This is a genomic window from Shewanella sp. S23-S33 (assembly GCF_043359565.1).
Taxonomy (GTDB): Bacteria; Pseudomonadota; Gammaproteobacteria; order Enterobacterales; family Shewanellaceae; genus Shewanella; species Shewanella oncorhynchi.
In genome coordinates this window covers 32,472-57,815 of record NZ_JBHFFD010000047.1, presented here as the reverse complement: position 1 = coordinate 57,815, position 25,344 = coordinate 32,472, and the positions used below count along the sequence as shown (strand labels likewise).

24 protein-coding genes are annotated in these 25,344 nt (G+C 43.8%); 13 read left to right on the top strand and 11 right to left on the bottom strand.

Annotated elements, in window-relative coordinates:
• Positions 1–39 precede the first annotated feature (39 nt).
• The 3 genes from yihI to ACHA99_RS12320 form a co-directional block, all read right to left on the bottom strand.
• On the bottom strand, positions 40–600 hold the full coding sequence (gene yihI / locus ACHA99_RS12330; protein WP_105250763.1) for a Der GTPase-activating protein YihI: 561 nt from the start codon (positions 598–600) through the stop codon (positions 40–42).
• A gap of 90 nt (positions 601–690) precedes the next feature.
• Entirely contained in the window at positions 691–1,329 is a 639-nt protein-coding gene (locus ACHA99_RS12325; protein ID WP_105250762.1) for a class I SAM-dependent methyltransferase, read from the bottom strand.
• 816 nt (positions 1,330–2,145) lie between these two features.
• On the bottom strand, positions 2,146–2,769 hold the full coding sequence (locus ACHA99_RS12320; RefSeq protein ID WP_105250761.1) for a cytochrome c: 624 nt from the start codon (positions 2,767–2,769) through the stop codon (positions 2,146–2,148).
• A 167-nt stretch (positions 2,770–2,936) separates the two neighbouring features.
• On the opposite strand from ACHA99_RS12320, the gene yihA reads away from it, so the two are divergent.
• On the top strand, positions 2,937–3,596 hold the full coding sequence (gene yihA / locus ACHA99_RS12315; protein WP_006079362.1) for a ribosome biogenesis GTP-binding protein YihA/YsxC: 660 nt from the start codon (positions 2,937–2,939) through the stop codon (positions 3,594–3,596).
• A 1,022-nt stretch (positions 3,597–4,618) separates the two neighbouring features.
• On the opposite strand, the gene polA is transcribed toward yihA, so the two are convergent.
• Complete coding sequence (gene polA / locus ACHA99_RS12310; protein WP_393943018.1) at positions 4,619–7,387, bottom strand: DNA polymerase I; 2,769 nt, start codon at positions 7,385–7,387, stop codon at positions 4,619–4,621.
• 387 nt (positions 7,388–7,774) lie between these two features.
• On the opposite strand from polA, the gene elbB reads away from it, so the two are divergent.
• Positions 7,775–8,437 carry an isoprenoid biosynthesis glyoxalase ElbB gene (gene elbB, locus ACHA99_RS12305; protein ID WP_393943017.1) on the top strand — a complete coding sequence of 221 codons (663 nt, stop codon included), beginning with the start codon at positions 7,775–7,777 and terminating at the stop codon, positions 8,435–8,437.
• An 88-nt stretch (positions 8,438–8,525) separates the two neighbouring features.
• On the opposite strand, the gene glpG is transcribed toward elbB, so the two are convergent.
• From glpG to ACHA99_RS12280, 5 genes are all read right to left on the bottom strand, one after another.
• The gene (gene glpG, locus ACHA99_RS12300) at positions 8,526–9,371 is read right to left on the bottom strand and encodes a rhomboid family intramembrane serine protease GlpG (RefSeq protein WP_393943016.1); all 846 of its coding nucleotides are present in this window, start codon (positions 9,369–9,371) and stop codon (positions 8,526–8,528) included.
• Positions 9,368–9,673: a thiosulfate sulfurtransferase GlpE gene (gene glpE / locus ACHA99_RS12295; RefSeq protein WP_006084745.1), complete on the bottom strand. Its 306-nt coding sequence runs from the start codon at positions 9,671–9,673 to the stop codon at positions 9,368–9,370. The genes glpG and glpE overlap by 4 nt, the downstream gene beginning before the upstream one ends.
• 101 nt (positions 9,674–9,774) lie before the next feature.
• Complete coding sequence (gene tdh, locus ACHA99_RS12290) at positions 9,775–10,800, bottom strand: L-threonine 3-dehydrogenase (RefSeq protein ID WP_012090660.1); 1,026 nt, start codon at positions 10,798–10,800, stop codon at positions 9,775–9,777.
• 11 nt (positions 10,801–10,811) lie between these two features.
• On the bottom strand, positions 10,812–12,005 hold the full coding sequence (locus ACHA99_RS12285) for a glycine C-acetyltransferase (protein WP_006079371.1): 1,194 nt from the start codon (positions 12,003–12,005) through the stop codon (positions 10,812–10,814).
• Between the two features lie 286 nt (positions 12,006–12,291).
• Positions 12,292–12,939, bottom strand: a complete 648-nt coding sequence (locus ACHA99_RS12280) for a TetR/AcrR family transcriptional regulator (protein ID WP_113940155.1) — start codon at positions 12,937–12,939, stop codon at positions 12,292–12,294.
• Positions 12,940–13,081: 142 nt separating this feature from the next.
• Between ACHA99_RS12280 and waaA the strand changes: the two genes are divergently transcribed.
• On the top strand, positions 13,082–14,347 hold the full coding sequence (waaA, locus tag ACHA99_RS12275; RefSeq protein ID WP_393943012.1) for a lipid IV(A) 3-deoxy-D-manno-octulosonic acid transferase: 1,266 nt from the start codon (positions 13,082–13,084) through the stop codon (positions 14,345–14,347).
• A 26-nt stretch (positions 14,348–14,373) separates the two neighbouring features.
• Here waaA and ACHA99_RS12270 read toward each other — a convergent pair whose 3' ends face one another.
• The gene (locus ACHA99_RS12270) at positions 14,374–15,129 is read right to left on the bottom strand and encodes a 3-deoxy-D-manno-octulosonic acid kinase (protein ID WP_393943010.1); all 756 of its coding nucleotides are present in this window, start codon (positions 15,127–15,129) and stop codon (positions 14,374–14,376) included.
• Between the two features lie 99 nt (positions 15,130–15,228).
• Here ACHA99_RS12270 and ACHA99_RS12265 point away from each other — a divergent pair, with 99 nt between their 5' ends.
• From ACHA99_RS12265 to ACHA99_RS12250, 4 genes are all read left to right on the top strand, one after another.
• Positions 15,229–16,278 carry a glycosyltransferase family 9 protein gene (locus ACHA99_RS12265; protein ID WP_393943008.1) on the top strand — a complete coding sequence of 350 codons (1,050 nt, stop codon included), beginning with the start codon at positions 15,229–15,231 and terminating at the stop codon, positions 16,276–16,278.
• Between the two features lie 24 nt (positions 16,279–16,302).
• The gene (locus ACHA99_RS12260; protein ID WP_393943006.1) at positions 16,303–17,376 is read left to right on the top strand and encodes a hypothetical protein; all 1,074 of its coding nucleotides are present in this window, start codon (positions 16,303–16,305) and stop codon (positions 17,374–17,376) included.
• 83 nt (positions 17,377–17,459) lie between these two features.
• A complete protein-coding gene (gene vioA, locus ACHA99_RS12255) occupies positions 17,460–18,566 on the top strand; it encodes a dTDP-4-amino-4,6-dideoxy-D-glucose aminotransferase VioA (RefSeq protein WP_393943004.1) in 1,107 nt (368 codons plus the stop codon).
• Positions 18,567–19,127, top strand: a complete 561-nt coding sequence (locus ACHA99_RS12250; RefSeq protein ID WP_393943002.1) for an acyltransferase — start codon at positions 18,567–18,569, stop codon at positions 19,125–19,127.
• A gap of 75 nt (positions 19,128–19,202) precedes the next feature.
• Here the strand turns inward: ACHA99_RS12250 and ACHA99_RS12245 are convergent, their stop codons facing one another.
• Entirely contained in the window at positions 19,203–20,117 is a 915-nt protein-coding gene (locus ACHA99_RS12245) for a WavQ (RefSeq protein ID WP_393943000.1), read from the bottom strand.
• A 286-nt stretch (positions 20,118–20,403) separates the two neighbouring features.
• Here ACHA99_RS12245 and rfbB point away from each other — a divergent pair, with 286 nt between their 5' ends.
• The 6 genes from rfbB to coaD all read left to right on the top strand — a co-directional run bounded on the left by rfbB (position 20,404) and on the right by coaD (position 25,315).
• Positions 20,404–21,462, top strand: coding sequence for a dTDP-glucose 4,6-dehydratase (rfbB, locus tag ACHA99_RS12240; protein ID WP_393942998.1), 1,059 nt, complete (start codon positions 20,404–20,406; stop codon positions 21,460–21,462).
• Positions 21,463–21,553: 91 nt separating this feature from the next.
• Positions 21,554–22,423: a glucose-1-phosphate thymidylyltransferase RfbA gene (rfbA, locus tag ACHA99_RS12235; RefSeq protein WP_393942996.1), complete on the top strand. Its 870-nt coding sequence runs from the start codon at positions 21,554–21,556 to the stop codon at positions 22,421–22,423.
• Positions 22,424–22,470: 47 nt separating this feature from the next.
• Positions 22,471–23,352: a dTDP-4-dehydrorhamnose reductase gene (rfbD, locus tag ACHA99_RS12230; RefSeq protein ID WP_393942994.1), complete on the top strand. Its 882-nt coding sequence runs from the start codon at positions 22,471–22,473 to the stop codon at positions 23,350–23,352.
• Between the two features lie 10 nt (positions 23,353–23,362).
• Entirely contained in the window at positions 23,363–23,902 is a 540-nt protein-coding gene (gene rfbC / locus ACHA99_RS12225) for a dTDP-4-dehydrorhamnose 3,5-epimerase (RefSeq protein ID WP_263141299.1), read from the top strand.
• Between the two features lie 20 nt (positions 23,903–23,922).
• The gene (locus ACHA99_RS12220) at positions 23,923–24,753 is read left to right on the top strand and encodes a hypothetical protein (protein ID WP_393942991.1); all 831 of its coding nucleotides are present in this window, start codon (positions 23,923–23,925) and stop codon (positions 24,751–24,753) included.
• Between the two features lie 70 nt (positions 24,754–24,823).
• Positions 24,824–25,315 (top strand): pantetheine-phosphate adenylyltransferase, encoded by a 492-nt coding sequence (gene coaD / locus ACHA99_RS12215; protein ID WP_105250747.1) that lies wholly within the window; start codon positions 24,824–24,826, stop codon positions 25,313–25,315.
• Positions 25,316–25,344: the final 29 nt, after the last annotated feature.

The following is a 25,344-nucleotide window of genomic DNA, read 5'->3' as shown; positions in this document are numbered from 1 at the left end:
AGCTAAAAACTGAGTTCCCTATGCCTTAGCACTGAGAGGTTAGAACTTGTCTTGATAATCTTTTAGTAAGTCAGCGCCTGATTCGAATTTGTCGAACAACTCATCGTCAGATAAAGACTTAGCAGGTGATGAAGGTGTGTCATCATCCATATCGTCGCTAATGCCCAGTTTAATCATCAGAGCTTCAATTTTATTTAGCTGTTGATCTAACCACTTTTGGTCAACCTCGTTGAGGTCGCGGCCTTCTTCAAGCATATCTAACAGCTGATTTAGTCTTGGATCTTCTTCCAATTTCAGCAGTTTTTGCTCGTCAGTCAGCTTAGCTTGTTTCACTTTTGGCTGAGCGGCTTTATCTGTTACCACTGCCGCAGGAATTGCTAAAGCCACAGGCTTTTTACTGCCATGACGCGGGTCTTTTTTCTTAGCGGCCTGCTGTTGCGGCGCTTGCGCTAAAATTAAGCTTTCGTTATGACGACTACCTGATTTATTGCCAGAATCTTTACGTTTGCCAGTCGCTACAGCGCGATCTTGCTTCTTCACTCTTGGCTGTAACTTAGGGCTGTTCTCGCCGCCCTTGCGTGTTTTCTTGCTACGAGACATGGTCTTCTCAATTATTTACAACGTATGGCCTTGCAGACTAAGGGTGAGCTTGTCTACAAGGTGCGAAATTAGGCCGAGTGTTATACCAGATTATGATGTTTTTTGCATCAAAACGAGGTCCTTTGCGGCAAATAATAGTTCAAAATCGCTATTGTTTGCGAGGTACTCGAAGGTTTGTCGCTGATAAAAGCTCACATGGGTGAGGTTGTTCTTATAATGCCACTTAGCAAAACCATCTAATTCAGTCAGTAATGGTGTACTTATCGCTAACCAACCACCAGAATGCAGTAGCCGAGAGAGCAAAGTCCACTCTTTTATAGGGTTTTGAAAATGCTCAAATACCCGATAACAGCAGATAAAATCATACTCTAGCTTTAACACGTCATGATTAGGGGCAAAAAAGGGATCATATTGATTTAACTTGTGGCCCGCATTTTCTATGGTCGTCAGGCTCTCATCATCGAGTATGCGGCCAAAATTCAATCCTAATAAACTGCCCGCTTGTTGCTGCTCTAATTGCGCTAACAGCGGCAAAATAAATTGCGATAACTGTTTTTGCTTCGACGCTATGCGTGAACGACCGTATCTTTGCTTCTCTGCCGCGGGGGGTAAATGGCTATTCGCATCCGCAAAGGTTAACTCACATGTCTTGCAAACATAAAAACTCCGCTTTTTATCTTGATGAAGGAGTCGTGTCTGACTGTTATGACAAAGAGGGCATCTGGGCATTGAGTCTGCTGAAGTGGTTATTAAGGCTTTGATTGTACCAATTATATTGGTTGAGTGCACATTTTAGACATTAATGGGGTGTTATAAAAGAAAAAAGGCGGCAGTTAAACTGCCGCCTTACAAAGGGTGCTTTAGCACCTTATCCTGATTCCAAGTATCCATACTTGCTATGCGACTTTCCCGGTCGGTATCCTTCTTTTTTTTACTGCTTTCCCTGCATTATTTTTGTTAATGGTCTTCCAGACACTTTATTTTTTTCTGTCGCCATCCTGACTACAGTTTCCGTAGATGGTCTCGCGACACATCTTTTAAAGCATCGTCATCATTGACGTCGAGTTAACCATCCATGTTACTTAAGTACCTTCCTGTGATAACAAGCATCCAGCCAGTGCATCCTAAGCTTATCGCTTCCTTTGCTACAGTTTACATCATGTAAACTATGTCCTGATGGGGCAAGTTACCCTGAGTGTAAGGTGTTTTGCTAGAAGCAAATTGGCGTTATCGGCCATCCCTTACAAAATTGTGCTGACCTGGATTTCAAGTGGAAATCACGACTCTTGTTATTATTAGAGAGTGGTCTTAAGTATATTATTGTTATTGAGTATCTTTATTCTTATATCTTGAACGTTAATTATACCGAAACCTGTAAGTTATTATTAATCTTTTTGTACAAACAGATGGGTTTATCTCGGTACGGGGCTTATTAAACCGAAATCTGTGATCTATGTCAAGCACGAATCTTTGCAGTTTACGTCCACGTCAACTTTGTGGTGTAAAAAAAGGGTGACAATACACCCTTCTTTTCACTCGCGAAGATTACTTCAGGCTAGAAAGATACTTTGATAGCGCGTCGATATCGCTATCATTTAGTTTTTTAGCCACATCTTGCATCATGCCATTCAAGTCATTATGGCGGCCAGCTTCACGGAATTTTGTCAGCTGGATCTTGATGTAGTTTGCGTGTTGGCCTGCCAACGTTGGAAAACCTGCAAGCTCAGCGCCTTTACCATCTGGGCCATGACATGCCATACAAGCGGTAATGCCACGAGAAACATCACCACCCTTGTAAAGTTTAGCACCTAACTCAGGAACATCTTTTGCTTCAGCCACTTGGATTGCTTGGCTAGAAAAATATGCGCTAATGTCGAGAATATCCTGATCGCTTAGAGGCATTGCCATGCCACTCATGATAGGATCCATACGCCCATCTTTACCGCCAGTTTGTGCTGCGCTACGGAAATCATGTAGTTGCTTTTGGAGGTAAGTGGCGTGTTGGCCCGCAATTTTGGGGTACATATCGATCATACTGTTACCGTCCATACCGTGACAGGCCGAACAGACAATGATTTTCGTTTTTCCCGCTTCAGCATTACCTTCAGCAATCGCAGGTGAAGATATGGCGGCAATTACAACAGACAGCGCAAGAGCTAGCTTTTTCATGGCGTTCCAACTTCTGGTTAAATTATTATCCTGAGCTTACTAGGGTGACCCGCAAGCGTGGTAAAATATGATTAATGTGATCGGAGTAATATTTTACACGAAAACGTGGGAAAGTAAGTAATTCTTCATAAATTATGGTATTGCGTAGAAAAATTTCGGAGTAAATAGTGACTGAATCTCGTATAGATTTTCGTAGGGCAAAGTTTTTAATCAGTGCACCTGACATTGCACATTTGGATCAATATCTGCCCGGCGATGTTGGAGTTGAGATTGCATTTGCTGGCCGCTCTAATGCTGGAAAGTCTAGTGCACTCAATGCATTAACTGAGCAAAAAAGTTTAGCAAGAACCAGTAAAACACCGGGCCGTACTCAACTAATTAACGTATTTGAGTTAGATGCTCAGCGTCGTTTAGTTGACTTGCCTGGTTATGGCTTTGCGCAAGTCCCACTTGCGTTGAAAAATAAATGGCAGCAAGCATTGGGTGAATATTTGCAAAAACGCGCTTGTTTAAGTGGCGTGGTTGTCTTGATGGATATTCGTCATCCATTAAAAGATCTCGATATGCAGATGATTGAATGGGCAGTTGCTAGTGAAATTCCAGTATTAGCTTTGCTAACGAAATCAGACAAATTAGCCCAAAGTGCTAAGATGAAAACCGTAAATGAAGTGCGTCTCGCACTAAGTGAGTTTGGCGACTGGGTGCAAGTTGAACCCTTCTCATCACTCAAAGGAACCGGTAAGCCTAAAGTGTTGGCAATTCTTAATGAATGGTGTCATCCACAGTGGCTGACTGATGAGTTAGATGCAGCGAATAACGCTGAATAATATCGCCTGTTTTGGTGTACATGGTAGAATTTGACTGTGTATACCTTCTCTTTGTTTTTACTGCAATTTTTTCTCTTTTGTTCAGCCTCGTTCCCATCGGTTCTTCGTTAATTTCAAGCAAAAAAATAGCCGATGATATTATCATCGGCCAAAAATATTAGCTCTTTTGGGGAGAAGCTAAATTCAACAAGACTCAAGCACCATCAAATTAGCTTCAATGGTTCTCAATGAAACTAGCATACAGCCAATTCATCCCTTATTAAAGTAAATACTCTAAAATTTACTTAAAGTCTGAAAAAAGAGCAAAAAAAAGCCTCAGCAAACAAGTTGCTGAGGCGCCAGAATTTGGCTCATCACTATAAGTGAAATAAAGGTCTGAAAGATAGAACATCTTAACCTCTGTACCCTACGCAGAGAATATTACTCCATTTATCTTTAAATGGAAAACAGTTTTTTCAAAAAAGAGGTAATTATGTGCGCTTGATCTCAGGTTGTGAGTGAAAAAGCATCTCAAATTGATCCTAAAATTTCAGTGAAAATGGTTAATTGGCTGATTTAAAGAGAAAACTCGAAATTTATATACAAAAGTGATCAATATTTGAGATTTGATTTTTTACTCTAATCCTGACCTAAGATTTTGGTGTACGCGTGAGAGAACAACCGTTATGGCATTCTTGAGCATATATGGCTGACTTGAATGCAGTTTCAATTCGAGTAAATCACACCTTTTAATATCCATCTGCTGTGGCAGTGTATCGATGAACTCTACTGCCAAATGTATCAGGTAAAGATTGTTTGGCTGTGAGTGAATCATTTTCTGCCGATGAAGTTTGTCTAACTTAACGAGCTAATTTGTATTGTGAAAGGGTTATTTATGCTGAGTGATGAAAAGGACTCTGTATTGATGTGCTTAGAGGCGATTAAGCCGGGAGAGAGCTAATCTGAGCTCAAAATATTGAAGTCAGATTAGCTTTATTTTCAGTTAAATCATATTGATAGTGTTCTTCTGGATATTACTGAGATTAGTGGGCTTCATCCCAGTTATCACCAATGCCTGCTTCGGCAAGCAGTTCAACATCGAGATTAGCTGCTTGCGCCATCAAGGTGCAGATTGTCTTTTTAAGTGCCTCTGCTTTATCCGCATCGACTTCAAACACTAATTCATCGTGAACCTGCATGATCATAGTGATTTCGCCTTGTGTTTCTGTTTTGATCCACTGGGCAATATTGATCATGGCCTTTTTGATGATGTCAGCAGCCGTACCTTGCATTGGCGCGTTAATCGCAGCACGTTCAGCACCTTGGCGGCGCATCGCATTACGATCACGGATTTCGGGCAAGTAGAGGCGACGACCAAACAGAGTCGACACATAACCTAAGTCAGCAGCACCCGCGCGCGTTTCTTCCATATAACGTAATACGCCAGGATAACGGGCAAAGTAGGTATCGATATAGGTTTGTGCTTCATGGCGTGGGATATCAAGCTGACGCGCCAAACCAAAGGCTGACATGCCATAAATTAAGCCGAAGTTAACCGCTTTGGCACGGCGGCGTTGTTCTGTGGTTACTTCATCAAAGTCGGTACCAAATACTTCTGCAGCAGTGGCTCTATGAATGTCTTTGCCCTCGGCGAAGGCTTTGAGTAAGCCTGCATCTTGGGATAAATGGGCCATGATCCGTAGTTCGATTTGCGAGTAGTCTGCGGCCAAAATTTTACGGCCTGCTGGGGCGATAAAGGCTTGGCGAATACGGCGACCTTCTTCGGTGCGAATCGGAATATTCTGCAGGTTAGGTTCGCTTGACGATAAGCGACCTGTTGCCGCATTAGCTTGATGATAGCTAGTGTGTACGCGACCCGTTTTGGCGTTGACCATCAGTGGCAGTTTATCGGTGTAAGTGCTCTTTAACTTAGATAGACTTCGATGCTCGAGGATCACCTTTGGCAGTGGGAAATCTAAGGCTAATTCGACTAATACTTCTTCCGCGGTCGATGGCGCGCCCTTTGGGGTCTTTTTGGTGATCGGGTAACCTAGCTTTTCATAAAACAAGACTTGCAGCTGCTTAGGTGAACCAAGATTGAATTTTTCACCGGCAATGTCGTAGGCTTTTTCTTCTAAGGTATCGATTTTACGCGCCAGCTCATCGCTCTGTTGGCCGAGTAACATACTGTCGATTAATACCCCTTGACGTTCAATGTCCGACAACACTTGGATTAGCGGTAATTCGACTTCGGTAAACATGGCGGCAAGTTCGGCTTCTTTCTCGAGTCTTGGCCATAAATGTTGGTGTAAACGCAGTGTGATGTCGGCATCTTCGGCCGCATAAGGCGCAGCCGTTTCCAGTGGAATTTGGTTGAAGGTCAGCTGTTTTGTACCTTTGCCAGCAATTTCTTCAAAGCTGATATTCTTATGGCCTAAGTACTTGAGCGCTAAGCCATCCATATCATGGCGCGAAGCCACTGAGTTGAAGACATAGGATTCGAGCATAGTGTCGAAAGCGACGCCCTGTAGTTTGATCCCTGCATTGGCTAAGATACTGATGTCGTACTTAAGATTTTGACCGACTTTCTTGATCTTTGGATCCTCAAGCAGTGGACGCAGTTTTTCTAACGCCACAGTTTTATCGATTTGAGTCGGTGCACCAACGTAATCGTGGGTCAAAGGAAGATAAGCGGCTTTTCCTGTCTCAACGGCGAAGGAAATCCCGACTAATTCGGCCACCATGTAATCTAAGCTGGTGGTCTCAGTATCGACTGCCATTAAGTCGGCTTGTTTAAGCTTAGCAATCCAAGTGTCTAATTCGGTTTCGGTGAGAATGCAGTCGTACTGGGTTTCAATCGCTTCGACAGGAGATGAGTCTTCTTGTGTTTCTGTGGATGCCGCATCAATTGAGGTATTTGCCGTCATTTTATTATCTAAGACTTCGGCTAACCAACGTTTAAACTCCATCTCGCCGTAGCATTTTATCAGTTCATCTTTGTCTGCTGGCATGATGGTAAGTTCGTGCCAATCTTGCTCAAGTTCGACATCGGTTTTGATGGTGGCGAGTTCGTAAGAAAGCTTGAGCATGTCGGCATTTTCAATGATCTTTGCCGCCATAGTTTTAGAACCTCTAAAGCCGAGCTCGGCGACTTTTTCGGGTTCAGCTAATAAGTTACTCACACTGCCGGCTCCCGTGAGCATAGCGAGCGCCGTTTTCTCTCCTACGCCGGGTAAGCCGGGAATGTTGTCGGCCTTGTCGCCCATCAGTGCGAGTAAATCTATGATACGGTCTGGACCGACACCAAATTTGGTGACGACTTCTTCTGGGCCCATTATGGTGTCTGTCATGGTGTTGATGAGCGTAACGTTCTCATCCACTAACTGGGCCATGTCTTTATCACCTGTGCTGATAAGCACGGCACGGTTTTCTAAGCTGGCTTGGCGGGCAATAGTACCGATCACGTCATCGGCTTCGACGCCGGAAATCGAAATCAGTGGTAAACCTAGTGCGCGAATAATGCGATGCAAGGGTTCGATTTGCGAACGTAGATCATCAGGCATAGGTGGGCGCTGTGCTTTGTATTCGCTGTACATGTCATTGCGGAAGGTTTTTCCCTTGGCATCGAACACGACTGCGATATGGCTTGGTTGATAACGGGTCAACAAGCTGCGTAACATATTCACTACGCCATAAACGGCACCCGTTGCTTCGCCCTTTGAGTTTGTCAGGTGAGGAGGCGCATAATAGGCGCGATACAAATAAGAAGATCCATCCACAAGCACAAGTGGGTTTTTAGCGACGGTTGGCATAGGTATTTTTCGTTTATCGATGACTTAGATGGCGCTAAGCATGCCACAGAAGCACTATTTCAGCCATGGCAAAATGACTCTCAGCCTGTGGATAAGTCTGTGAGTGAAAAAGTCAACTGAGAATAATGGCGATGATTACGGCTTAGTGCGATTTTTTTAAGTTGTTGTTTTTTATGTTTATAAAAGATTTGTGTGAGTTAAATACTGTTTCTTAAAAAATCTTCCCAATTTGTGGATTTTTTATTGACTCCGTAAAATACATCTAAGGATTGGCTTAATTTTCGGCACTCGTCAGATTCGACGAATTAAGTTAGCACGATTTTTAATCAGATCAACTAGTTTGTTTATGGTTTGTTAAAACTTAATGACATAAGAAGGATATTTTTAATGAAAAAAGTCGCAGTGTTACTGAGTGGATGTGGTGTTTTCGATGGAACTGAGGTACATGAATCGGTTTTAACGCTTTTATGCTTATCCCGATCAGGGGCTCACTACCAGTGTTTTGCACCAGATATCAAACAGATGCACGTGGTAGATCATCTCACTGGCGAGGTCGATGCTGCTGCAAGTCGTAACGTGCTGGTGGAGTCGGCGCGTATCGCCCGTGGTGAAGTCAAAGCGACCACAGAATTAGATATCGCCGAATTTGATGCCTTGATCATTCCCGGTGGCTTTGGTGCGGCGAAAAATCTGTGTAACTTTGCGACGAATGGCAGTGAGTGTGAAGTGGAACCGCTGGTGACTGATTTTATCAATGAGTTCATTCTGGCGAAAAAGCCCGTTGGTTTTATCTGTATTGCTCCTATGATGATCCCGCGTTTATATCCCCAGGGTGTAAAAGGCACTATCGGTAATGATAGCGATACTGTCGCAGCGTTTAATTTGATGGGCGGTGAGCATCAAGTTGCGACAGTACATGAGATAGTCGTGGATGAAGCGAATCGCATTGTCAGCACTCCCGCTTATATGTTGGCTGGTAATATTGCTGAGGCGCATTCAGGCATCGAGAAGCTAGTCGTTAAGCTACTAGAAATGACTGATCAGAGTTAGTTTGAGCGGTTTGCAGAGGGGTGAAGCGAGTTATTGAACCAAAATAAATTTTAGGATTTATCTTGGTTCACTATATTAGATTGAGTTATTAGATTGAGCTCGAGGATTTGCGGCTATCAAATAAACCTTGGGCTAAACCTATGAATAAGCCGCCAATGTGGGCGCCGTTAGCAACCGAAACCCCTAGAATATCTGTGAATCCCAATGCCAACCATATCATCATAAAGCCCATATATGATGGTGGGAAATCTATTCCAGCTGCGGGTTTACGTATACCCATGATCCAAGTGTAACCCACCACTGCATACACAACGCCGGATAGCCCGCCAAAGTTAGGTCCACCGACATAATATTGAATAACGTTTGGCAGAGTTCCTGCGACAAACAGCAAAATGAGCAATGGTGCAGTACCAATACGGGTTTCTATTTTGCCACCTAAATACCACCACCAGAGCAAATTAAAGATGACGTGCATGGCTGAAAAATGCAGCAGGCTCGGTGTAAAAACACGCCAGAACTGGCTGAACTCTGAATGAGGTACTGCCCCAAAATAGGACAGTGCTTCGTAGGTTTGGTTGGCGAATCCTAAGTTCATCGCTGCAAAAATGAGTACGCAAGCCGCAAATATGATCAGCGTGACTGGGCCTGCGCCAGTAATAAATTGGGTGAACAACTGCAGCGAAGGGGCGCCATAATCGAGTTTGGTTTGGGTATCGCCGTGTTCCCATGAGGCTTGCAGATATTTATTGTCGTAAGGGTGAGCAATAAAGTGGGCAAACTCTTTGCGTGCTTGCTCCACATTTTTGTCATGGATGACGAGAATGGCAACACCCTGAGCCAGCGGCTCAATTTGGCAGTCAATGTCTTCCCCTTTGAGGTAATCGACAAATGCCTGCGCGGCTCTACTGTTGGGGAGTCGGCCAATTTCTATCATGCATTCGCCTCATGCCAGGCGCTATAGCCGCCGTCTAGGCTGTAAACGTCATCAAAACCTTGTTCGCATAAATATTGCGCCGCATTTTGGCTGCTCATGCCGTGGTAACAAACCACCACCAGTGGGCTATCCATATCGGCTTGGCTAATAAATTGCGCTAGGTTTTCGTTATTCAGGTTAGTTGCACCTGCAATATGGCCGTTGGTGAAGCTATTGCCATCGCGGATATCGACGATTTGCACTGGCTGTGCTTCGGTCATTTGCAGCAATTGATTAACGCTTAAGTGTTTAAAGGAAGACATAATAAAACCTGACAAAGCTAAGAGATGGAAATCAAGATGGGATAAGTGTGCAACAAGGGGCTGCGAGTGTACAGCCCCTATCTAGGTAATGCTCTGCAGGATTAATCCCAGCTGAGGATCACTTTACCCGATTGGCCCGAGCCCATAGCGTCGAAACCTTGTTGGAAATCATCAATCTTGAAGTGGTGAGTGATGATAGGTGAAATATCTAAGCCTGATTGGATAAGACTGGCCATCTTGTACCAAGTTTCGAACATTTCACGGCCGTAGATGCCTTTAATGACCAAACCTTTGAAGATCACTTTGCTCCAGTCGATGGCCATTTCACCACTTGGAATACCGAGCATAGCGACTTTGCCGCCGTGGTTCATGGTATCTAACATGGCGTGGAAGGCTGAGGGTACGCCAGACATTTCTAATCCAACGTCGAAACCTTCGGTCATGCCCAGTTCTTTCATCACGTCTTTTAGGTTTTCTTTTGACACGTTCACAGCGCGCGTGGCGCCCATTTTACGGGCCAGCTCTAAGCGGTATTCGTTGACGTCAGTGATCACCACATGGCGAGCACCTACGTGACGACATACTGCAGCCGCCATTATGCCGATGGGACCTGCGCCTGTGATCAACACGTCTTCACCGACTAAATCGAAGGATAATGCTGTGTGCACAGCGTTACCAAAGGGGTCAAAGATTGAGGCTAAATCATCGCTGATATCATCAGGGATTTTAAAGGCGTTAAAGGCGGGGATAACTAAGTATTCCGCAAATGAACCTTCACGATTGACACCCACGCCAGAGGTGTTACGGCATAAATGGGTGCGGCCTGCGCGGCAGTTACGGCAGTGGCCGCAGGTGATATGGCCTTCGCCAGACACGCGGTCGCCTATCTTAAAACCACGAACTTCTTGACCGATATCAACCACTTCGCCTACATATTCATGACCAACAACCATAGGGACTGGAATGGTTTTTTGTGACCATTCGTCCCAGTTGTAGATGTGCATGTCGGTGCCACAAATCGCCGTTTTTTTAATTTTGATCAGCAGATCGTTGTGGCCCATCACTGGCTTAGGCGCATCGACTAACCAAATACCTTTTTCGGCTTTTAACTTGCTTAGTGCTTTCATTGTCTTAAGTCCTAAATAATGCCCATTTCTTTGGCAATACGGGTAAAGGCGGTGATCGCTTTGTCGAGTTGCTCACGGGTATGTGCCGCTGACATTTGCGTACGGATACGGGCTTGTCCCTTAGGAACGACTGGGAACGAGAAGCCAATAACATAAATATGTTCTGCTAATAAGCGGTTAGCAAAGTCGCCCGCCAGTTTCGCATCACCAATCATCACAGGGATAATCGCGTGGTCGGCGCCGCCCAAAGTAAAGCCTGCTGCTGACATTTGCTCACGGAAATAACGGCTGTTTTCCCATACGGCTTCGCGCAGGGCTTGGCCTGATTTGAGCATTTCTAACACATGGATAGATGCAGTCACGATTGATGGCGCTAATGAGTTAGAGAACAGGTAAGGACGTGAACGCTGACGTAACCAGTCTATGACTTCTTTTTTACCCGAAGTGAAACCGCCCGATGCGCCGCCTAAGGCTTTGCCTAAGGTGCCAGTGATGATGTCGACTCTGTCCATCACATTGCAATATTCGTGCGTGCCACGGCCGTTTGCGCCGATAAAGCCCACAGCGTGAGAGTCATCGACCATCACTAGTGCGCCGTATTTATCGGCTAAATCACATACGCCTTGCAGGTTAGCAATCACGCCGTCCATCGAGAATACGCCATCGGTGGCGATCAAGATGTTACGGGCGCCTGCTTCTTTCGCGGCGATCAGCTGAGTTTCTAAATCGGCCATATCGTTGTTGGCATAGCGGAAACGTTTGGCTTTACATAAACGTACACCGTCGATGATAGAAGCATGGTTTAGCGCATCGGAAATAATCGCGTCTTCTGCATCTAACAAGGTCTCGAACAGACCTGCGTTTGCATCAAAACATGAAGAGTAAAGAATCGTGTCTTCAGTGCCGAGGAATTCGCTCAGGCTAGCTTCTAGCTTTTTATGTATGTCTTGGGTACCGCAAATAAAACGTACTGATGCCATACCAAAGCCGTGGCTGTCTAAACCCTGTTGGGCGGCTTTGATTAGCTCTGGGTGATTCGCTAAGCCTAGGTAATTATTCGCGCAAAAGTTAATAACTTCTTGCTGATTAACTTGAATGGCTGTCTGTTGTGGTGAGGCAATAACACGCTCGCTTTTATATAAGCCTTCGGCTTTGATGTCTGCAAGCTGTTGATTAATCTGTGCGTAGAATGAGGTAGAGGCCACCTGATATCTCCTTAGTTAACTTTATTCTGATTTTGGGAGTGGCGGCATTCTAACTCTAAACCTAATCGGCCTACAGCCTTTTTTTCATGCAGGTTCGCAAGATAAACGAGTTTAGGGCTAAAGTGGTTTTTACATTATAAAAACTAATGTGCAACATAAGTTTGCCACTGTTTGACTGAATATTCTTTTAAGCGTTGTAGAGCGAAAACGGGTTCGCACTCAGTACTATAATTGCTTTGAGTTTAGTTCCGAATGCGAGTTCCCAACATAGGCGTTTGGGATGATGTTATAGGGATTCTTGACTCGCTAGCGCGTGGTAATGTTGCTCTAGGCGAGTAAAAGTCGCAACGGAAGTCGGGGTTGCATAGGCTTTGAAAATCATCAGCACCCTTAAAACGCCTTCATAAAGTGTCGCTTTCGTAATGGTGGACGTGCTGGATTGCGTGAGTTGATAACCAATCCAAAAGCTGACGATCATCTTAATGGTATCCGCCAGTGGCGTGATTTTGTCAGCATCGACACACAGAAATCCATCTTGTGTGAGTTTATGCAGCACATGGCTTGAACGCGTTAAGACTTGCTGCTGTGCGTGCAAATAGCGTTTTTTTAGTTCTTCATCGCGGGCGAGAATATCCGCAAGATTGGCGTACATAAAGCGGAATTGCCACAAGGTATAGAACATAGCATCGAAGTAGCCGATTAACAGTTCTACATCCACTTGCTTATCTTCATAGGGTTGGAAACCCGATTCGAGATGATTCTCATATAGACTGAAAATACAGCGGATAATGTCTTCTTTATTGCGAAAATGGTAATAAAGATTCCCGGGACTCATATTTAAGTGAGCGGCAATGTGATTGGTGGTGATGTTTCTTTCGCCATGCTCGTTGAACAGTTCAAGACTGGCATAGATTATTTTGTCGCGGGTTTTCATAAGTTATCCAAATTGCTAGTGAACGCCACATCATAGATAGAGTTAACCAACGACCGCCATACTGCTGGTAAATTATCCCTAATTTGGTGCATATGCTAACATTGCCGCTATTCATCAGGCAAAACTCATAAGCACGTTTTTAATGAATCGTTTTCTCTATTCCACGATCTTATATTTATTATCCCCTTTGCTAGTCGTCTATTTAGCATTTCGTGCTATTAAAAGCCCTAATTACCGCGGTCGTTGGGGGGAGCGTTTTGGATTAACTCGACTTAAATCGACGGATTTACTGGTCCATTCTGTGTCTATGGGTGAAACGCTCGCGGCAATCCCATTGATCCGTTTGATTATGCAATCACACCCTGAGTTAAGCATTACGGTTACAACAACCAGCCCAACAGGGTCTGCCGAAGTGCGTAAAGCCTTTGGTGACTCAGTGCAACATTGTTATTTACCCTTTGACTTACCTTGGTGTGTGCGGCGTTTCTTGCGCCAAGTTTCACCTAAATCTTGCATCATTATGGAAACTGAACTGTGGCCTAATTTGGTTGCCATAGCGGCCAAGCGAGGTGTGCACTTGATGTTGGCTAATGCACGTCTGTCGGCCAAGTCGGCGGCGCAATATGCCAAGTATCCAACACTCAATCGACCCATGTTGCAACGACTCGATGTTATTGCGGTGCAAACTCAAGTGGAAGCGCAGCGTTTTATCGAGTTAGGTGTATCGCCGGACAGAGTGACAGTATGCGGTAGCTTGAAGTTTGATCTCAGTATTACGCCCGAGCGTTTAGCTAATGCCAAGCAGTTGCGTCAGGCTTGGGGACGTGAAACCTCGCCGATTTGGGTTGCAGGCAGTGTACATCCAGGAGAATTTGACGCCATGCTCACCGCCCATAGGCAATTATTGGCTCAGTGGCCCGATGCCTTGCTGATTATTGCACCGCGTCATCCTGAGCAGTTTTCTGCTGTTGCTGAGGTTGTTGCCAGCCAAGGTTTTGAATCTGTTCGCCGCAGCGGTAATTTTCCCGTGACGGCTACGACACAAGTGCTGGTAGGCGATACCATGGGTGAACTTCTGACCTTTTATGGCGCGGCGGACCAAGCCTTTGTCGGTGGCACGCTGATTAATAATGGTGGCCATAATCCCTTGGAGCCTGTTGCTATGGGCGTACCTGTTATGGTGGGGCCGAACCATTGGGACTTTGCCCAGATTACGCAGATGTTGGCGGATGCTGGAGGGTTAAGGGTTGTCGCTTCGGCGGATGAACTTGTCGCTAACTTGATTGAGTATTTTGCTAAACCTGAGTCACGCCTGCAGGCGGTGAACGCGGGATTGGCTGTGGTTGAGGCTAATCGTGGTGCCTTACAACGGCAATTTGTTTTAGCACAATCCCTCATAAAGGCTTAATTAAACGGGATAATTTGTTAAGTGGATCAGGCGCTTTGCATCGCCGCTTGGTAGCCCTGCATCAGTGATGACCAGTTATCAGCGGTGAAGGCAAGGTTTGGTAGCTTGGCTTGTTCTTTATTAAAGGAACGTAACAGTCTGTCTAGATTCGATTGCTGCCATTGCGGGCTCGGTGTTTTTAACTCACCACGGTCGAAATCGATAAGATAAAACCGCTCTGGCGTTAAGAGTTCAGTTTGTGCGGGCTGGAACAGAATATTCTTGGCATTGAGGTCGGCGTGGTACACACCACGCTGATGGAATTGGGCGATGCAAGCCCCTAATGCCTGCCATTGCTCTGTGCTCATGACCCCTTTGCCGAGTTTAGCGACTAAATCTTCGGCGCCTTCGACCCGTTCGATAATGATATCGGCGCGGTAAAATAATCCATCGCGTACTATGTTGGCGGCAATCGGCTTAGGTACAGCAAAATTCTCGTGATACAAAATGTTTAATAAGCGTAACTCGGCCATGGCGCGGGTATTTTCAAGGCCGGTATAAACGTAAGCATCTTTGCTGAATTTCTCCACTAAGCCGCCACGCCAGTAATGACGCAATACCCAATGACTGTGCTCAAATGCCACAAACCAAGTGGTGTAGCGGCCTTTGGATGAGCCGACGACAGCATTTTTAGCGCGCCAAAAATCCACCGCAAACCAAGTCGGAGCGATATCTTTTGGTGTTTCTTGGCAAAGCGCCATGTGACCTTGGGCGGTTTTTATGATCTGTATCTGAGCATTCATGGGAGATTTGTTGACTTAAGCGTGGCACCTAGGGCCATTCTACATTAAGATCCTTAGCTTGCGCCAAATAACCTTAAGAGCTAATTAGCTTCAATCCCAATGAGTTTAAATCCCAATACCATGAATTCCCTTTGTTTGCTTCGCTTATCCGCAATCGGTGACGTCTGTCATGCCGTGGCTATGGTGCAGGCGATTCAGCGGCAATATCCCGAGCTCAAAATCACATGGGTGATCGGTAAACTCGAATATCAATTGTTGAAGCATTTACCTGGCATTGAGTTTGTTATTTTTGATAAATCTCAAGGATGGCGTAGTTATTTTAATTTACGTAAGGCATTAAAAGGCCGACGTTTTGACGTGCTGCTGCATATGCAGGTTGCGCTACGTGCAACTTTGGCTTCATTGGCTATTTCGGCAAAAGTACGCATTGGTTTCGATCGTGCCCGCGCTAAAGAAGGTCAGTGGCTAGTGACAAATCACAGGGTGGAGCCCTTGGCCAAGCCCCATGTGCTCGAAGGATTTATGGGCTTCGCTAAGGCGATTGGCGTTAACGATCTTACTCCCCAGTGGCATATTCCTGTGCCAATTGCGGATACTGAATTTGCCCAGACACAGATTAAAGACAATGAAAAAGTCTTTATCATTTGCGCCGCAGCCAGTAAGGCTGAACGTAACTGGTTGCCAGAGCGTTATGCCGCCGTCGCGAGTTATGCGATTGCGAAAGGATTTAGAGTCATGCTGTGCGGTGGCCCAACTCAACTTGAGAAGGATTTAGCAGAGCAAATTTTGCAAGCGTGCCCTTCTAAAATCGATAATTTAGTGGGCAAAACCAGTTTGACTCAACTCTTAGCACTGCTAAAACGCGCCAATTTAGTGTTAGCGCCTGATACGGGCCCTGCGCATATGGCGGTGACCCAAGGCACGTCAGTCATTGGTTTATATGCCCATTCCAATCCTGGGCGCACAGGTCCTTACCTATCGCAACAATATGTGGTGAGTGCCTATGATGAGGCCATGAGATCGCAACATAGTGGACAAATTAAGTGGGGCACTCGCGCCAAAGGCGAGCATTTGATGGCTTTGATCAGTGTTGAAGCCGTGATTGAGAAGTTTGAGCTGGTGGCGCATGACACTAAAGCTTCAGAATAAATTTATTTGGATTAAAGGTTAATTATGGCTCCTCAAAAAGCCCCTAAGTTCTTGTTTATCCCAGTCTCATCGGCTGAGGGCATAGGTGAGTATATGCGCTCAATGATCATTGCCGATGAGGTGAAGAGAACTTGGCCGAATGCCGAGATTAAGTTTATTTTGAGTCAACAAGCTCCCTATGCGACTCAGTGCCCTTATCCTGCTGAGCTACTCGAAGATACGCCGACTAAACAAGTCAAGGCGGTTAACCAAATCATGTCTGATTTCCTGCCTGATATAGTATTGTTCGACGCATCGGGTCGTAAATCGCAGTTAGTCCATGCCCATAAACTCGGTGCAAAGGTAATCTTTCTCAGTCAGCATAAGCGTAAGCGTAGTCGTGGAATGAAAATTGGCCGCGCTTTAGTGACGGATTGTCATTGGGTCGTGCAACCAGAATTTGTGATTGGCCCTATTAGTTGGTTAGATCGTCTTAAGCTGAAGCTAATTAATAGACCTGAGCCTTTGAATATTGGTCCTGTCTTTACCCAGCCAGATACAATTACCCAATCGGCATTATTAGCGCAATATCAGCTAACGCAAAATGAGTTTGTATTATTCAATGCGGGTTCTGGTGGTCACAGGGTGAATGGTGAACTAGCCGCTGATATTTTTGCTAAGGCTGCCAGTGAAAGTTATAAAGCATCTGGTATTTTAAGTGTCATGGTTTTCGGCCCGAATTACCCCAATCTTCTGCCTGAGCTTGAGGGGGTAGTTGTTATTCCTCAATTGAATAATCAGCAATTTATTAATATGTTGGCTGCGGCTAAGGCTGCCGTATTGAGCGGTGGGGATACTTTATTACAAGCGATAGCGCTGCACAAACCGACATTAGCGGTTCCTGTATCGAAGGATCAGCCGCCACGAATTGAAAAGTGTGTATCAGAAAAGTACGTAATAAGTTGTGAAACTAAATCAGAAGTCATGGCGCATAAGATAGCCTTGCTCTTAGATCCTACATCAGCTAATCAGCTTATGACCTCATTAGCAAGAGGCGAGCAGCTTAACGGGCTTGATGTGGCGATGAAGGAGCTGGCATTTTTGTTAGATCTTGGCTGATTTTTATGATGAGTCATTTTTAGCCTATTAACCTTACTCTGCTGGTTTGCAATATTTCTGCATCATTTATTGAGAGAATACAAATGTCTAAACTGATCCCTGTGACTCAACCGTTCTTGCCTGAACTGAGTGAGTTTACGCCATATCTTGAAGAAATATGGCGTAATCGTTGGTTAACAAATAATGGACCGTTTCATCAAAGACTTGAACAGGAGCTTGGTGAGTATCTTGGCGTGCAGCATGTCTCATTATTTAATAATGCCACGATCGCGTTAATTACGTCTTTGCAGGCATTAAAGATATCTGGAGAGGTTATTACTACGCCATATTCTTTTGTTGCGACGAGCCATTCTATTTTATGGAACGGACTCATACCCGTTTTTGTCGATATAGATCCTAATACGTTCAATATAGACCCCAAAAAAATTGAGGCTGCGATCACACCTAAGACATCGGCTATTATGCCAGTACATTGTTATTCCAATCCGTGTGATGTTGAGGCTATCGAGGCTATTGCAGATAAACATGGACTTAAGGTCATTTATGATGCTGCCCATGCATTTGGTGTTAATTACAAAGGTCAGAGTTTACTTAACTATGGTGATTTATCGATTTTAAGCTTTCATGCTACGAAAGTGTTTAATACTTTTGAAGGTGGAGCCGTGATTAGTCCAGATGCAGAAACCAAATTGCAAATTGATAGGTTGAAAAACTTTGGTATTGAGGATGAGTTAACGGTTACCGCGGTAGGCATAAATGGAAAAATGAGTGAGATCAATGCCGCGTTTGGTTTGGTACAGTTGAAACATATTACCCAAGCGATAGAGCAACGAAAAGTTATCGATCATCACTATAGAGAGAAGCTTGCTGAAGTAGAAGGAATTACTGTGCCGATGTTATCTAAAGATAGTAACAGTAACTATTCTTATTTCCCTATTTTGGTTGAATCATCATATAGTCTGACTCGGGATGAACTTTATGAAAAACTAAAGAAAAACAATGTTTTATCTCGTCGTTATTTTTACCCGTTAATCAGTAATATGTCTATGTATAAAGGGTTGGAGTCTGCTTCAGTAGATCATCTTCCCTATGCGAATGAGACTTCAAATAAAGTATTGTGCATTCCTATTTTTAATGAAATGGAAATGATTGATGTTAATTTAGTTGTTGACTTGATAAGGAATATCTAATTGGCTTATTTGACGAGAGATGAATTAGAAAAGATGGGTTTTGCCTCCGTTGGAGAGGCGGTTTTTATTTCCGATAAAGCCTCTATCTACGGTGCTGAGAGAATTACTCTTGGCAACAATATCCGAATTGATGATTTTTGTGTGTTATCTGCCGGTATTGGCGGAATAGTCATTGGCGATTATGTACATATAGCCGTTTTTTCTTTATTGATCGGCGCAGGAAAAATCGTGCTATCTGATTTCAGTACGTTATCATCTCGTGTCAGTGTATATTCTAGTAGTGATGATTACTCTGGTGAGTATATGACAAATCCCACAGTGCCAGCAGAATTTACAAATGTAAATCATGGTGATGTATTGATTGGAAGGCATGTTGTCATAGGCAGTGGCAGTGTGATCTTACCTGAGTCCATCATTCATGATGGTGTTGCTGTTGGGGCATTATCTTTGGTTAATAACATATGCCATGAATTTGGCATATACGCTGGCGTGCCAGCAAAGAGAATTAAAGAACGGCAGCGGAAGTTACTTAATATTGCAGATATTGCAAATCTTAAGTAGGTTTTACTTTACGTAAGGATATGCCTAGTATTTATGCTGAATAAATGCCAAGCATATCCCCTGTGGCTATAGCCGTCAGGATAAATTAAAAAATGTTTTTGATTCCAGCATAAAATCAGTCACAGATTGAGCATATTGCTTATCTAGCTTTTCAAAGTGCTGTCTTTTTAGATACCTGGTCGAATTGGCGAACTCTAAGTCTTCCAATCCATAGGCTATGCCATACCGATTCTCAATGTTGGGATACCATTGTTCCTTTGTGATCCCTTCCTCTGGTACTACAATTGACTCGCAGCCGCATAAGCTCGCAAATGATGAATAGGCTGAGTATGCGTCATATGAAATAAATTGTTTCACCCTTTTGAATATGTTAGCAATTTCTTCATGTGATAAACCATCAATAAGAATTGCATCTTTTGGGTGGTATGTCTTAGGCTTTATTTTATCTTTTCGGATTGAATATGCGACACCGACTCTAGGCTCTTGCGTATTTTTTTCATTGTATATTTCATAGGGAATATGCAATATATTGAGAATGTTATTCGATAATGTCGAGCCATGGAAATGAAAGTCATTGACTAGACCATGGTCAAATTTGAAATAAAGTTCATTAGCACCATAGAAAACCTCTCCGGTAAAAAAACCTGGCTTATTTAGTAACCACCGAATGATGTTCTTTGCTTTTAAAGGATTACCAAAAATGAGTTCAGGGTAAATAACAATATCATTATCAGTGACTTCACCTTTATATATCGGCGTGTTGAATTCAGGGTTGGTTCTATATTTTCTAAATAACCCATCAATAGACTTATTAATAAGTTTTTTTAGTCCAGAGAGATCTTTTTTGCTGATTTTATATTGTTGAAAAAGAGGGGATATCACAGCATTACCACCGAGCTCATTAATGAGATGGCACAGTTTGTGTAAAACAATGACGCCTCCAGAGGTTCGATTATATGAAGGTGCAAAAATGATGTATCTCGTTTGCATTATCTAACCTATTATGTTGTTTAAGTGCATTTTATCTTAAGTTGTTGATTTTGATAGCGAGGCTAAGTATTTTAACATTGCTTAGAAAGTATTGTAACTGCTTGTGTAGGCTCGTTGGTATCTCAATGCATTCATCCTATTGTTTAGGAAAAGTCATAACAATATTTTGGGTAGGCTGTGGCTTTGTGCCTACCGTCTTGCTGTTACTTTGGTTGATCGTGTACCTTTACTGAGTGGTTTGATATCATAAACCTCATAATTTTTGTGATAATTTTTTGAGGTTGGAATGAAGATCTTAGTAACGGGTGGTGCAGGGTTTATTGGTTCAGCATTGATCCGGTATATCTTAAGTAACACCGAAGACTCGATCGTGAATCTCGATAAATTGACCTATGCGGGTAACTTAGAATCTCTGGCTGGCGTTGAATCGAATCCAAGCTATCAATTTGAAAAATTTGATATTTGTGACAGAGCAGAGTTAGACCGTGTATTTTCTGCTCATCAACCTGATGTTGTTATGCATCTTGCTGCTGAAAGTCATGTCGATCGTTCGATCGATGGTCCTGCCGCTTTTATTGAAACCAATATTATAGGCACATATCAGTTGCTGGAAGCGGCTCGTCATTATTGGCGTGGACTCGATGCCGAGCGACAGTCACAGTTTAGATTTCACCATATTTCTACCGATGAAGTGTATGGTGATTTACCGAATATGACGGATCTCTTCACTGAGACGACACCCTATGCGCCCAGTAGCCCGTATTCTGCCTCTAAGGCGTCGAGCGATCATTTAGTGCGTGCCTGGCATCGCACTTACGGCTTGCCTGTTATTGTCACAAATTGTTCGAATAACTATGGACCCTTCCATTTCCCCGAGAAGCTTATTCCATTGATGATCTTGAATGCTTTGGAAGGTAAGGACTTACCCGTTTATGGTAACGGCCAACAGATCCGTGACTGGTTATATGTGGAAGATCATGCTCGGGCACTGTATCGCGTCGTGACTAAGGGGGTTATCGGTGAGACTTATAATATCGGCGGACATAACGAGCAGAAAAATATCGATGTTGTGATGGCGATTTGTGAGTTATTGGAAGAGTTGGCACCGATAAAACCCCATAGTATCACCCGTTATAGCGATTTAATTACCTATGTTGATGATAGGCCGGGGCATGATTTACGTTATGCTATCGATGCATCTAAGGTCGCGACAGAATTAGGTTGGCAGCCCGTAGAGACCTTCGATTCAGGTATTCGTAAAACCGTTGAATGGTATCTCGCCAATCAATCTTGGTGCCAACATGTGCTTGATGGCTCATATCAGCGTGAACGTTTAGGCATTTAATCATTTCACTCAATAACTTCAATATGATCTTAGGTTTTCGGTCATTTTTGTTTTGACTGGGAAACTAGGATCTAAAATCTTAGGATTATCAATGAAAGGTATTATTCTCGCGGGTGGTTCTGGTAGCCGTTTATATCCTATCACTCGAGGTGTCTCCAAACAGCTGTTGCCTGTTTATGATAAGCCAATGATTTATTATCCATTATCGACACTTATGCTGGCAGGAATCCGTGATGTGTTAGTGATCACTACACCGGAAGATAATGCGAGTTTCCAGCGATTATTGGGTGATGGCCGCGACTTTGGTATTCACATTTCCTACGCGATTCAAGCGAGTCCCGATGGCTTAGCGCAAGCATTTATTATTGCAGAAGATTTTATTGGTAGTGACAGTGTTTGTTTAGTACTCGGCGACAATATTTTTTATGGCCAATCTTTTAGTAAAACCTTAAAACAGGTCGCTAGCCGACCTACGGGGGCGACGGTATTTGGATATTACGTCCGAGATCCCGAGCGTTTCGGAGTCGTGGAGTTTGATCAAGATTACCGCGCCATCAGTATCGAAGAAAAACCGCTCACACCGAAATCGAATTGGGCTGTGACTGGTTTGTACTTTTATGATAATTCGGTCATCGATATTGCTAAAAGCATCAAGCCCTCCGCCCGTGGCGAGCTTGAAATCACTGAGGTGAACCAAATTTACCTTAATGCCGGCAGCTTAAATGTTGAAATTCTTGGGCGTGGCTTTGCCTGGTTAGACACTGGTACGCATGAGAGTCTGCATCAGGCCTCTTCCTTTGTGCAGACAATTGAAAATGTACAAGGTCTAAAAGTGGCATGCTTAGAAGAAATTGCATGGCGAAATGGCTGGTTGAGTGATGCTGAATTGATTGCTCTCGCTCAACCTATGCTAAAAAATGATTATGGTCGCTATTTAGTCTCACTTATGGATAAGCGATAGTCCTATGACTTTTCATTCAGTTCGATTCATTGTGGGTAGATAAGCCGATGAAGATACTCGTCACAGGTGCAAAAGGACAAGTCGGTAGTCAATTGGTTGAGAAACTGAGCGGCGGCATTAATACCCACGTGGAATTATTGGCAGTGGATCGACACTTGCTGGATATTACCGATGAGCTGGCCGTAAATGCTTGCATTGAACGTTTTCGCCCTGATGTCGTGATCAATGCCGCAGCTTATACTGCAGTGGATAGGGCTGAGCAAGATGAGCTTAATGCAAAGCGTGTAAATCACTTGGGGCCTCTTTATTTAGCTGTTGCGGCCAATAAGATTAAAGCCACTATGATCCATGTTTCTACCGATTATGTGTTTTCTGGTGATGCAAAGGTTCCTTATATTGAGTCAGATACAGTCGATCCTCGAAGTGTTTACGGTGAAACTAAGCTGGCGGGTGAACAAGCTGTTATTGACGCAAATCCTCAGCATTTTGTCTTGAGAACCTCATGGGTATTTGGCGAGACTGGGGCTAATTTTGTCAAAACGATGTTGCGTGTTGGCCGTGAACGGTCGGATATCCGTGTTGTCTGTGATCAGTTTGGGAGCCCCACCTATGCGGGTGATATTGCCGACACGCTGATCGCTATGGCAAAACGCTCAATGGAGCCTGAATGTCCTTGGGGTATCTATCATTTTAGTGGCTCACCCTATGTTTCTTGGCATGAATTTGCACAGTATATTTTTGACGAGGCCTATGCCCAACGGTGTCTAAATACGCACATTAAGGTTAAGCCTATTACTACATCTGAGTACCCCACTGCCGCTAAAAGACCCTTAAATTCACGGTTGAATTGTACAAAAATTGCAACAAACCTAGGTGTTTATGCGAGTGATTGGCGATTGGCGTTTAAAGACATTAAGGCCTATTTATAGTAGTAAGACCATGAATATTATAGAAACTAACATTGTAGATGTGAAAATTATCGAGCCTCAAGTTTTCGGTGATGAACGTGGCTTTTTTATGGAGACCTGGAACCAGAGAGGTTTCCAACAAAAGGTCGCCGACTGCCTATTTGTGCAGGATAATCATTCGAAGTCTTGTAAAGGGATACTGCGCGGTTTGCACTATCAGACTGAGCAAAACCAAGGCAAACTTGTACGAGTGACCTCGGGTGAAGTCTTCGATGTGGCAGTTGATTTACGTAAAAATTCCCCGACTTTTGGCCACTGGGTTGGCATTTACTTATCAGCAGAGAATAAAAGACAGTTGTGGATTCCTGCAGGCTTTGCCCATGGTTTTTATGTCACGAGTGATGAAGCTGAATTTGTGTATAAATGTACCGATTACTACCATCCAGCCTCAGAACAGAGTATTGCCTGGGATGATCCCGAGTTAGCAATAGCTTGGCCGATAACTGTCCCTCCCATATTGTCTGCTAAAGATAAGATGGGGACGGCATTTGCCGATGCTTTTACATTTTAGTTCGTCGAGGTTTACTGTAAATGTATGATCGAAAACGCCAAGCGATAGTAATTCTTGTGAGTTATTATCCGCATTACAAGGAAAGCGCACTTAAGTACAGTGCCGATATTCTGTCAAAAATTTCCGACAAAGTTAAAATCTGCGTTGTATACAATACGGTTGGGGCGCGTTCGCAAACCACTCAATATGATCACTTTATTGATTTTGAGCTTGAAGGCAGTAATAAAGGTTGGGAGTTTTCTGCTTGGGACGAAGGGCTTGCCCATGTTCGACAGCAGATTAATATAGTAGATGATGATGTACTGATTTTTGCTAATGATACTTTTTGCCACCATTGGCCGTTTTCATCACTTAATGTGAATTTTATTAGTCAGGCTATTAATCGCGCGAGTTTTGGCGAGGTAGTGGGCGATATTAAGCATTTTAAACAGACCATTCAGTTAAACCAAGTGACGGGTGATGCATGGATGGCATCTTATTTGTTGGCAATACATATGAAGGATATCGGGCTATTACTGCCATTCGATAAGATTGGTTGCGATGATGATTTTAAAGCGTCAATTCTAGTTAATCATGGCAAAGTTGAGTTTGCCCGTAGCTGTGCTGAAATACAAAACCATTTGTCGACTTATATGTTTCCTACCAAACAAGGTAAAGGCTGGTATAACGCGAGTTGTAAAAATCCAGAGCTGATAAAGCTTAAGGTGATCGCCATTCTCAATGAGATACTATTGTCTATAACTTGTGTTCAGCGTGGCGGTAAGTTAGTTTCATTTCATCCGCAGAAGTGGATGCGATCCTTAAATCGTTTTCGGCGGAAGTGGATGGCATTTAAGCGTAAATTGAGTTAGCAGCGTGTTTTTGGGTATCTTCTTGGGTGCCTTTAATGAATATATGATAGCGGTGGGATGTACTTTTACTATGCATACAAGAGCAATTTACCCTGGGACTTTCGATCCTATCACCAATGGTCATGCCGACTTGATTGAGCGTGCGGCTAAACTGTTTAAACATGTGGTGATTGGCATTGCGGCTAACCCTTCCAAGCAGCCTAGATTCACCCTTGAAGAGCGAGTTGAATTGGTCAATCGGGTGACTGCTCATTTGGATAATGTCGAGGTGGTGGGGTTTTCTGGGTTGCTAGTGGATTTTGCCAAGGAGCAAAAGGCCAGTGTACTTGTGCGTGGGTTACGCGCGGTATCCGACTTTGAATATGAATTCCAATTAGCAAATATGAATCGCAGATTGAGTCCTGATCTGGAAAGCGTATTTTTAACGCCCGCTGAGGAGAATTCTTTTATATCTTCCACCTTAGTAAAGGAAGTCGCCCTGCATGGTGGCGATGTGAGCCAGTTTGTTCACCCTGAAGTAACGGCTGCATTGGCGGCAAAGCTTAAGTTGGTTAAACCTTAGATTTTACCTGCGAACTAGATAGTTTTTAC